The organism is Rhodobacter calidifons (assembly GCF_011174775.1).
Lineage (GTDB): Bacteria > Pseudomonadota > Alphaproteobacteria > Rhodobacterales > Rhodobacteraceae > Tabrizicola > Tabrizicola calidifons.
Map to the genome: position 1 here is coordinate 1 of NZ_JAANHS010000030.1, position 9,945 is coordinate 9,945.

A 9,945-nucleotide genomic window follows, 5' to 3' on the forward strand; every position below is an offset into this window, starting at 1 on the left:
GCATCCCAGACAACCCGCGGCTCCGCCCTGATCTCACGGCTGTCGGTCAGTTTCATCGGACAAATCCCCCTGTTGTCACACAGCCTAAGCACCGCAAACACCACGGGCTATGCTGCATAAGTCGTAGATTCATCGTTCGGGCGGGGTGAAGTCGAGGCCGTAGCCGGCAAAGACCGCCGCGATCCGCCCGTCGGCAAGGGCCTCGGCCACCGCCTCGTCCACCGCATAGCCGAGGTCGCGGTGACTTTGATGCAGCGCCACGCCCAGCGTCCAGCGCGACAGGCCGAACCCCGGCAACAGCGGCGCATGGACCGCGATCCCCTCGCCCGCCCCGGCCTCAAGCTGCGACAGGGGCCCCATCACCGCCCAGACCTCGCCCGCCGCCAGACCCTCCATCGCCGCAAGGGTGGTCTTGTAGCGGGTGATCTTCGCCGAGGCGCCGAAGGTTGCGGTCAGGTAGAAATCCGAGATCGAGTCGTTCTCGACCCCCACCGGATCATAGACGAAGAACGAAGGCACCGGCGCACCCGGATGCCGCCCGTCGGCATTGGCCTGCGGCACGGCATCGGGATAGGCCTCGGTCCGGTAGGCGATGCCCACCTTCTCGCCGGCATACTGGCCGGTGAACACGACCTGTTCGACCCGGCAGGTGAAATCGCTGTTGTAGGGCACGCGCAGCATCAGGTTGGAGACATGCCCGCCCACCGCCGCGCCCTTCCAGACATAGTTCAGAAGGTCCGCCTCCAGCGTCTCGCCCGACTGGACAAAGCGGAAGCGGGGTTCGACGCCCAGGCTTTCCGCGATGATCCGGCCGACCTCGACATCGACGCCCTTCGGGGTGCCGCCCTCTTCCCAGCTGTAGGGCGGGAAATTCTCATAGACCGCGATCTCGATCCAGCCGCGCGCAACGATCTCGTCCAGGGTCTGGCCGACGAACTCGCGCGGGGTGTTCTGCGGCCGGGCGCCGGGCACATGGTCCTCGCAGCGCGCCTCGGCCAGGCCCGCCGCCAGCATCAGGGCAAGGACCGCAGCCCGCAGCATCTCAATGCGCCGCCGACAGCCCGATCGTCAGCATCTCGGCCGCGTGTTTCTTGGCCGCAGGCGTGCCGTCCAGCGCCAGCGCCGCCCGCAGCGCCGCCGAATCCGCCTTCGGCGCGCCCGAGGCCGTGACGACCCCCGCCGCGATCTCCATCAGCTCCGCCTTCAGCGCCGCCTCGTCGCCACCCCCGGCCATCAGCTCGTCGCGGATCGCGCCCAGGCGGGCCTTGTGCGCGTCCAGCGCCCCGTCCTCGGGCCGGGTCTCGATATAGGTGCGGATCGCCCAGGCCGCCTTCTGGCCGAGGATTTCACCGAAGGCCGGCATCTTGGTGGTGCCGTCCTGGGTATAGCCGTGCTGGAAGCGTTCGGCGAACCATTCGTCGCCGTATTCCGCCGCCTCCAGATAGCGCAGGTCGGGTGCCAGCCCGCCCGAGACCACGCCCAGCCCGTGACAGCGCGCGCAGTTCTGGTTGTAGCCGCTGTCGCCGATCAGCACCGCCTGCCACCAGATCTCCTCGCCCACCTTCTCGGCACGGTAGGGGTTCTCGATCAGCCATTCCTCGCCCACATCCGGCAGGGCGTCGGTGTTCACCGGCTGCGGCGCCACGTCGCCATGCCCGAAGGCCAGCGTCGTGGTCACGGTCAGGGTTGCCAGAAAGGCGGGGCCCGCCAGGGTCATGCGCGTCATTCGGGGTCCTCCTCCAGGTCCTCGGCCCAAGGCGTAACGCCGACCCGCCCGTGCCGCCATGCGACCATGGTGCAATCCGACGTCCCATCCCCTGCGACGATGGTCGTATTGGCCCCGCCGCCCCCCTGCCGCAGGCTTCCGAACCGGAGGGAGGGCTCCATGATCCGCCTGTGCGTTACCATCGCCGCAATCGCGGCCGCCGCGCCCGCGTGGGCCGACCTGCCAGTGGCGATCACCTACATGCGGCTGGAGGTGGACCGCCCCCCGGTGCTGTCCAATCTCGACCCCGTGCCCGAGGACCTGGGGCTCGCCGGGGCGGAAATCGCCGTGAAGGACACGCAGACCACCGGCAGCTTCCTTGGCCACAGCTACAGCCTGACGCTGGCCTCGGTCCCACCGGGTGGCGACCTCGTGGCGGCGGCGCGCGAAGCCTTGGCCAGCTCGCACCTCATCCTGATCGAGGCCGATCCCGCCGCGATCCTTGCCGTGGCCGACCTGCCCGAGGCGCAGGAGGCGCTGCTGTTCAATGTCGCGACGGGCGCCGAAAACCTGCGGTCGCAGGACTGCCGCGCGAACCTCCTGCACACGATCCCCGAGGACGCCGCCCGCACCGATGCCCTGATGCAGGTCCTGCAACGCAAGCAGTGGCGGACGGCGGTGATGGTCACCGGCCCGCATCCCGCCGACCTTGCCCTTGCCGAAGCCTTCCGCCGCTCGGCCCGCAAGTTCGCCGTCTCCATCGCCGCCGAGAAGGACTGGACCTTCGACACCGACCTGCGCGAATCCACCATGGACGAGGTCCCCCGCTTCATGCAGGACTTCCCCGACCACGACGTGGTGCTGATCGCCGACGCCACCGACGATTTCGGTCGCTACATCGAGCACAACACCTGGATCCCCCGGCCCGTCGCAGGCGCCGACGGCCTGATCCCAACCGCCTGGAGCCACGTCATCGAGGCCTGGGGCGCCGTGCAGTTGCAGAACCGCTTCGAGGATCATGCCGGGCGCGACATGCGCGGTCAGGACTATGCCGCCTGGGCCGCCATCCGCGCCATCGGCGAGGCCGTCACCCGCACCAATTCAAACGACCCCGCCACGATCCGCGCCTTCCTGCTGGACCCCGGCTTCCAGATGGACGGCTTCAAGGGCCGCGGCCTCTCGTTCCGCGCCTGGAACGGTCAGCTGCGTCAGCCCATCGCCGTGGTGAACGCCCGCGCGCTGGTCACCCTCGCCCCGGTCGAGGGCTTCCTGCACCAGCGCAACGAGATGGACACTCTCGGCCTCGATGCCCCCGAATCCGCCTGCACCGCCTTCACGGAGGTCCGATGATCGCGCACCGCCAGACCAAAGCGCCTTCCTTCTCCCCCGTGGGGAGGGGATGGGGGAGGGGGACGACGCTGGCCCTTTGCCTCCTCGCCCCCCCGGCCATGGCCGACGAGATCTGGGTGACCAACGAAAAGGACGACACGATCAGCGTGATCGACACCGCCACGCTCGAGGTCATCCGCACCATCCCCACCGGCGAACGCCCGCGCGGGATCACCTTCTCCCACGACTTCACCCGCGTCTATATCTGCGCCTCCGACAGCGACACCGTGCAGGTGATGGACCCGGCGACGGGCGAAATCCTGCACGACCTGCCCTCGGGCGAAGACCCGGAGCAATTCGTCCTCCACCCCGACGACCGCCACCTCTGGATCGCCAACGAGGACGACGCCGTGACGACGGTGGTCGATGTGGAAAGCCGCAAGGTCGTGGCCCAGATCAATGTCGGGATCGAGCCCGAGGGCATGGGCGTCTCGCGCGATGGCTCCATCGTCGTCACCACCTCCGAGACGACGAACATGGCGCACTGGATCGACACCGCGACGCATCAGATCATCGCCAACACCTTGGTGGACAGCCGCCCCCGCCATGCCGAATTCACCGAGACCGAGCTCTGGGTCTCCTCGGAAATCGGCGGCACCGTGACGGTGTTCGACATCGCGACCAAGGCGGAGAAGGCGAAGATCCGCTTCGCGATTCCGGGCGTCAACAAGGACCTGATCCAGCCCGTGGGCTTCGAGTTCACCCCCGACTTCACCACGGCCTTCGTGGCGCTCGGCCCGTCGAACCACGTTGCCGTGGTCAACATGCAGACCTACGAGGTCGAAACCTACATCCTCGTCGGCCGCCGCGTCTGGCATCTGGCCTTCAACCGCGACCATTCGCAGCTCTTCACCACCAACGGTGTGTCGGGCGACGTGACGGTGATCGACGTCGCCTCCCGCACCGCGCTCAAATCCATCAAGGTCGGCCGCTTCCCATGGGGCGCCGCCTTCCGCCCCACGGAGTGACCCATGCGCCCGACCCTTGCCCTTTCCGCCGCGCTTCTCTCGACCGCCCTGCCGGCCCTGGCCGAGGACGCCCCCGCCGGCCTCTTCGCCGCCACCAACAAGAAGGACCTGCCCGAAATCATCCTCTCCGCCGGCGAACCCCTCGGCGACCCCTGGGTGCTGAAATCCGGCACCTATTACGAGGTCGAGATCACCTCCGACGGCAGCCAGGAGCTCGCCCTGACGGGGCCCGAGTTCTTCCGCGCCATCTGGATCGACGAGATCGTGATCGAGGGGATCGAGATCCGCCCCCTTGGCCTGGACAGCGTGGAATTCGACGAGGCCGGGACCATGGAGATCGGCTTCATCGCCATCAAGCCCGGCAGCTACACCCTGCGCACCCCGCAGGGCGGCGAGACCCAGACCCTTCAGATCACCATCGAATGAGTCAGACGATGCCCAGGACCCGATGCCTCCACTACCCGAAGCGCGCTCAGGGGCGCCTCCCCTCCCCCTCGTGGGAAGGGGATGGGGGTGGGGGAAATGCCGGCAAGGTTCCTGTGCGCCTCAAGCGCCCGGCAGGGTGCGGATCAGCCAGACCGACATGACCCTTGCCGTCGGGACTCTCGCCTTCCCCCATGGCCCGCGGCAGGCGAACGACCGCCCGTTCTCGGCATTTTCCCTCGGCACCATCGCCGCGCGGCACGATAATGATGAAGATCGCCATCGCTTGGCCCCGGCCCCCCTCCCCCCTTGCGGAGAGGGGAAGGGGGAGGGGGGCGCCGCTCCGTTCGGCACTGCCGTCCCCATGGGACCCAGCTGATGAGCCTTGCCGTCGAGAACCTCTCCTTCGCCTACGGCCCGCGCAAGGCGCTGGACGGCCTGTCCTTCACGCTCGACCCCGGCAGCTTCACCGCGCTGCTCGGGCCGAACGGGGCGGGCAAGTCCACGCTGTTCTCGCTCCTGACCCGCCTCTTCACCACGCCGCAGGGCCGGATCACCATCGCCGGGCAAGACCTCGCGCGTGCGCCCCTCAAGGCCCTCGCCGCCCTTGGCGTCGTCTTTCAGCAACCCACGCTGGATCTCAACCTGACCACCCGGCGCAACCTTTTGTACTACGCCGCCCTGCACGGCCTCTCCGGCACCACTGCCCGCGACCGTGCCGAGGAGGTTCTCGCCACCCTGTCGCTCGAGGACCGCGCCGACACGCCTGCGCGCAGCCTTTCGGGCGGCCAGCGGCGGCGGGTGGAGCTGGCGCGGGCGCTGATCCACCGCCCGCAGGTCCTTCTCCTCGACGAACCCACGGTGGGCCTCGATGCCGCCTCGCGTCGGGCGATCACCGACCACGCGCACCAACTGGCGCGGGACGGCACCACCGTCCTCTGGGCCACCCACCTGACCGACGAGGTCTCCCCCACCGACCGCTGCCTGATCCTGCACAGGGGCCATCTTCTGGCCGACGCAACCGCCGCCGCGCTCGCCGAAGGCACAACGCTCACCGACCGCTTCCTCGCCCTGATCGGGGCAAGCGCATGACTGCTGATCCCCTTCATCTGTCCACAAATATCCCGCAGGGGGGTCCGGGGGGCGGCGCACGCCCCCCGGGGCCTGCCAAGGGGCGCTACCTCGTCGCGCTGAAAGCCATCCTCCATCGCGAACTCTCGCGTTTCCTCGGCCAGAAAAGCCGCCTCATCGCCGCGCTGGTCCGCCCGCTCGTCTGGCTTCTCGTCTTCGCCGCCGGGTTCCGCGCGGCCCTCGGCCTGTCGATTACGCCCCCATACCAGACCTACATCACCTACGAGACCTACATCCTCCCCGGCCTCCTCGGCATGATCTGCCTCTTCAACGGCATGCAGTCCTCGCTCAGCCTCGTCTATGACCGCGAGATGGGCTCGATGCGCCTCCTCCTCACCGCGCCGCTGCCGCGCGGCTGGCTGCTTTTCGCGAAACTCCTCGCCGGCACCCTCATCAGCCTGCTGCAATGCCTGGTGTTCCTGGCCATCGGATACGCCTGGGGCATCCGCCCGCCGCTCATGGGCCTGATCGCGGTGATCCCCGCGCTGCTCCTCACCGGCCTGATGCTCGGGGCGCTCGGGCTCCTCCTTTCCTCGCTCATCCGCCAGCTGGAGAACTTTGCCGGCGTGATGAACTTCGTGATCTTCCCGATGTTCTTCCTCTCCTCCGCGCTCTACCCGCTGTGGAAGATGGCCGAGGCGAGCCCGGCGCTGGCCCGGGCCTGCGCGCTGAACCCCTTCACGCAGGCCGTCGAACTGATCCGCTTCTCGCTCTACCTCACGCCCAACGGACCCGCCCTCGGCTGGACCGTCCTTGCCACGCTGGCCTTCGCCGCCGCGGCGCTTTACGGCTACGACCCCGCCCGCGGTTTCACCCGCAGCAAGGGCTGACCGCTCGTCGTGCGCCAAGGGATCCGCTGGCTAAAGCCGCGCCACCACCGCCTCCAGGGCGCGAGGGTCGATGGGCTTGTACAACACCTCGATCCCCGCCGAGGTCGCCGCAGCCCGCAGGTCCCAGCCCCGGTTCGCGGTGATCAGCCGCGCCGGAACCGGGCCATGCGCCGCGCGGATCCGGCTCAGGAACTCGATCCCCGTCATTCCCTCCCCCAGCTGGTGATCGACCAGGAAGATGTCCGGCAGGATGCCGATCTCCTCGATCAGTGCCAGCGCCTCCTCGCCCGAAGCCGCCTCCAGCACCGTCATCCCCCATTTCTCCAGCAGAAGGCTCAGCGCCCGCAGCAGGTCGGCGTCGTTCTCCACCAGAAACGCGATCTTCTCCGCCGCCACCGGGCCGCTGCGCCGCTCGGGCACTTCGACGGGCAGCGGCAGACCCTCGCCCGCCTCGGACAGGGGCAGCTGAACCATGAAGCAGGTCCCGCGCCCGACCTCGGACCGCAGCCCCAGGGGATGGCCGAGCAGCGCGCAGGCCCGCTCGACGATCGCCAGCCCCAGCCCCATCCCCTCGCTGGCCGAAGCGCGGGCGTTCAGGCGGTGGAACTCCTTGAAGATGTCGTTCTGCGCCTCTTCCGGGATGCCCGGCCCGGTGTCCCAGACCTCCAGCCGCACTGCCGCCCCGCGCCGCCGCGCCCCCACCAGCACCCGCCCCTTCGCGGTATAGCGGATCGCATTGCCGATCAGGTTCTGGAGGATGCGCCGCAGATAGGCCGGGTCGCTTTCGACCACCGCGCCGCAGGGGACCACCACCAGCGTCAGCCCCTTGGCCGCCGCCATGGGCGCGAATTCCTCGGACAGGGTCCGCAACAGACGGTCCAGATGCACCGCCCCCACGCTGACCGCCGCCTTGCCCGATTCCAGCTTCGAGATGTCCAGGAGAGCATCGAGGATCCCCTCCACCGACATCAGCGCATTCTGCGCCTTCTCCAGCGCGACCCGCGCCCCCGGCTCCAGACCCTCGCCGCTGATCGAAGAGATGAACAGCTTCGCCGCCGACAGGGGCTGCAACAGGTCGTGGCTCGCCGCTGCCACAAAGCGCGACCGGCTGGCATTCGCGCGTTCGGCATGGGCCAGCGCGTCCTCCAGCTCCAGCGTCCGCTCCATCACCCGGGCTTCCAGCGTCTCGTTCGCCCGGCTCAGCGCCACCAGCGCGGCACGCTCTGCCGTGACGTCGGTGAAACTGAACACGAAGCCCCCGTCCGGCATCCCTTGCGCAAAGACGTCCAGGATCAGGTCGTCGCCGCGCCGCACCTCGAACTCCAGCGGCGGCCGCCGTCCCCTGGCCCCCACCCAGTCCATCAGCGCCGCGACGCTGATGTCGTCGGACTGCATCTCGGCCCGGAACCGGCTGAACAGGTTCTCGAAGCTCGCCCCGATGCGCAGCCGCCCCATCGGCAGCGACAGAAGCGCCCCAAGCCGCTGGTTCCAGCCGATCAGCCGTGCCTTGGCGTCGAAGATGCCGACGCCCTGGTTGATATGGTCCAGCGTCGCCCGGATCACCCGCGCCTGGTCGTCCAGAAGCTTGCCGCGCTCGTGCCGCTCGGCCCGGATGATGTCGGTGACATCGGTTTGCAGGATCACCGTGCCGCCGTCCGCCGTGCGGTGCTCGCTGACCTGCACCCAGTGGTCGCCCGTCATCCGCACGTTGAAGATGACATGCCGGTCCTTGTGCCGCCGCATCCGCGCCTGCGCCCAATCCTGCGCGGCCTCGCCCTCGGGCAGCGCCAGATGCGGCGAGCGGCTGACCATCGCCACATAGTCCTGAAAGGCCAGCCCGGGCTGCAACCGGGCATGGACATCCGGCATGTGCATGGCAAAGCGGCTGTTGCACATCACCAGCCGGTCCGCGCGGTCGAAAAGCGCAAATCCCTCCTGCACCGTCTCGATCGCGTTCGACAGGTTCTGCCGCGCGGTTTCCGCCTCGCGCATCGCCTCGGCCAGCCGCGCGTTCGATTCGTTCAGCAGGTCCAGCGCCCGGCCCAGATCCTGGGTGCGCTCGCGGACCTGATCCTCCAGCAGCGCCGCGCGCTGGAACTGGGCATAGGCCGCGCCGCTGTCGTCGGTCGCCTGTTCCACCCGCCGCATCAGCGCCTCGGCGATGGTCAACAGCTTTTCCGCCCGCCGTTCGGCGCTGTCGGCCGGGTTGATCAGCGTCTCGATCATGTCGGCCCCTTCGGAGGATACAGCGCCACCCCGGTCATGGTCTGGTTGACATGCATGGAATTCAGCTGCTCGCCATAGGTGGAAAAACCCACGATCCCGTGCTGGCGCAGCAGGGCCGACACCGCGCCAAAGCGCTGCTTCTCCTGCGCCTCGATCCGGCGCAGGATGCAGTCGCAGGCCAGGATAGCCGCGGGTTTCCCCGCCGCGGACAGGTCGGACAGCGCGCGGTCCAGGTGCAGGGCCATGTCCTGCGGCTCGGCGAGGGTCAGCACCAGCCCCTCGTCGATGGCCGAGAAGAACACCAGATCGCCATTCGGCGCCATTCTCTGGATCGCTCGGACATGGTGGCTGCCACCGATGCGGACCACGACCGGATGCGCGGCGAAGGTGAAGGTGGTCAGTTGCCCGGGGTCCTTGCCCAGAAGCCGGGCATATTCCTGTGCGGCGGGTTCGGCATTGATCTGATGCACCACGCGGCGCGCCGGGTCGGCGCCGGTCACCACCATGCGCCGGTTGGTGGGGATCAGGTGATTCAGGCTGAACACCTTCACCTTGCAGGCCGTGCGCACCAGCATCAGCACGGCCCGGCCCTGACGGAACCGCCCGTCCTGAAGGACGAAGGTCCGGGCAAAGCGCGTCCCGTCCCCGGCCGAGCCGCCGAACAGCGGCACCGGCCCCAGCCCCGGCCCCAGCGCGGCGGTCAGTTCGTCCTCGCGGATCGACAGCCCGTCCACCATGACGAAGGCGAATTCGCCTTCCCAGCCCGGATGTCGCCGCGCCAGCCCCGCCCGGGCCCGGATCATGCGGCCGATCAGCTCCTGCCCGTCCAGTGCGGACAGGTCGATGCCCAGGCACTCCACCGCGAAGGCCCAGGTGGGCAGGGCGACGGCGACGATCTCGCCCTCGGCATAGCCATCAGGCGAGATTTCCCCCGCCGTGGTGCAGCCGATCACCGTCACGCCGGGAAAGGTCGCCGGCAGCTCTGCCTCCAGCGCTGCGCGATCGGCCTCGGGCGAGACGAACAGGATCACCGCTGCAAAGGGCCCCGGCCCAAGGCCGCGCGCCAGCTTCGCCAAGGCGTCCTCCTCCCGCGCCCGGACATGGGCGCGTGGCATCATTGCCTTGGCATCGGCAGGGGCCAAGATTCCGGGCGCGTTCATCTGGTCCTCTCCCTGTCGCCGATGCTAAGGCCAGGCCGCGCCATCGGGCAAGGGATTTGCGCAGGTGTCGCGGGCGGGTTCAGCCGTCCTCGGGCATCAGGCTGGAGAAATTG

General features: G+C 68.9%; 10 protein-coding genes. 5 read left to right on the forward strand and 5 right to left on the reverse strand.

Annotated elements, in window-relative coordinates; translation table 11 throughout:
- Positions 1–129 precede the first annotated feature (129 nt).
- From G8O29_RS17630 to G8O29_RS17640, 3 genes are read right to left on the reverse strand one after another with little or no spacing between them, the layout of a single operon-like run.
- Positions 130–1,041, reverse strand: coding sequence for a substrate-binding periplasmic protein (locus tag G8O29_RS17630; RefSeq protein ID WP_166404528.1), 912 nt, complete (start codon positions 1,039–1,041; stop codon positions 130–132).
- Position 1,042: 1 nt separating this feature from the next.
- Positions 1,043–1,717 (reverse strand): cytochrome c-550 PedF, encoded by a 675-nt coding sequence (gene pedF / locus G8O29_RS17635; RefSeq protein ID WP_207623976.1) that lies wholly within the window; start codon positions 1,715–1,717, stop codon positions 1,043–1,045.
- A 5-nt stretch (positions 1,718–1,722) separates the two neighbouring features.
- Complete coding sequence (locus G8O29_RS17640) at positions 1,723–1,887, reverse strand: hypothetical protein (protein WP_166404527.1); 165 nt, start codon at positions 1,885–1,887, stop codon at positions 1,723–1,725.
- Between G8O29_RS17640 and G8O29_RS17645 the strand changes: the two genes are divergently transcribed.
- The 5 genes from G8O29_RS17645 (at position 1,886) to G8O29_RS17665 (ending at position 6,446) form a co-directional block, all read left to right on the forward strand.
- Positions 1,886–3,055, forward strand: a complete 1,170-nt coding sequence (locus tag G8O29_RS17645) for an ABC transporter substrate-binding protein (protein WP_166404530.1) — start codon at positions 1,886–1,888, stop codon at positions 3,053–3,055. The two genes, G8O29_RS17640 and G8O29_RS17645, sit on opposite strands and share 2 nt — an antisense overlap.
- A 38-nt stretch (positions 3,056–3,093) precedes the next feature.
- Complete coding sequence (locus G8O29_RS17650) at positions 3,094–4,062, forward strand: YVTN family beta-propeller repeat protein (RefSeq protein WP_437440817.1); 969 nt, start codon at positions 3,094–3,096, stop codon at positions 4,060–4,062.
- Between the two features lie 3 nt (positions 4,063–4,065).
- The gene (locus G8O29_RS17655; RefSeq protein WP_166404532.1) at positions 4,066–4,488 is read left to right on the forward strand and encodes a cupredoxin domain-containing protein; all 423 of its coding nucleotides are present in this window, start codon (positions 4,066–4,068) and stop codon (positions 4,486–4,488) included.
- Between the two features lie 372 nt (positions 4,489–4,860).
- Positions 4,861–5,577, forward strand: a complete 717-nt coding sequence (locus G8O29_RS17660; RefSeq protein ID WP_166404536.1) for an ABC transporter ATP-binding protein — start codon at positions 4,861–4,863, stop codon at positions 5,575–5,577.
- The gene (locus tag G8O29_RS17665) at positions 5,574–6,446 is read left to right on the forward strand and encodes an ABC transporter permease (protein ID WP_166404533.1); all 873 of its coding nucleotides are present in this window, start codon (positions 5,574–5,576) and stop codon (positions 6,444–6,446) included. The genes G8O29_RS17660 and G8O29_RS17665 overlap by 4 nt, the downstream gene beginning before the upstream one ends.
- A 30-nt stretch (positions 6,447–6,476) precedes the next feature.
- On the opposite strand, the gene G8O29_RS17670 is transcribed toward G8O29_RS17665, so the two are convergent.
- Complete coding sequence (locus tag G8O29_RS17670; RefSeq protein WP_166404534.1) at positions 6,477–8,672, reverse strand: hybrid sensor histidine kinase/response regulator; 2,196 nt, start codon at positions 8,670–8,672, stop codon at positions 6,477–6,479.
- On the reverse strand, positions 8,669–9,832 hold the full coding sequence (locus G8O29_RS17675; RefSeq protein ID WP_166404535.1) for an FIST N-terminal domain-containing protein: 1,164 nt from the start codon (positions 9,830–9,832) through the stop codon (positions 8,669–8,671). Before G8O29_RS17675 ends, G8O29_RS17670 begins: the two co-directional genes overlap by 4 nt.
- Between the last annotated feature and the right edge of the window lie 113 nt (positions 9,833–9,945).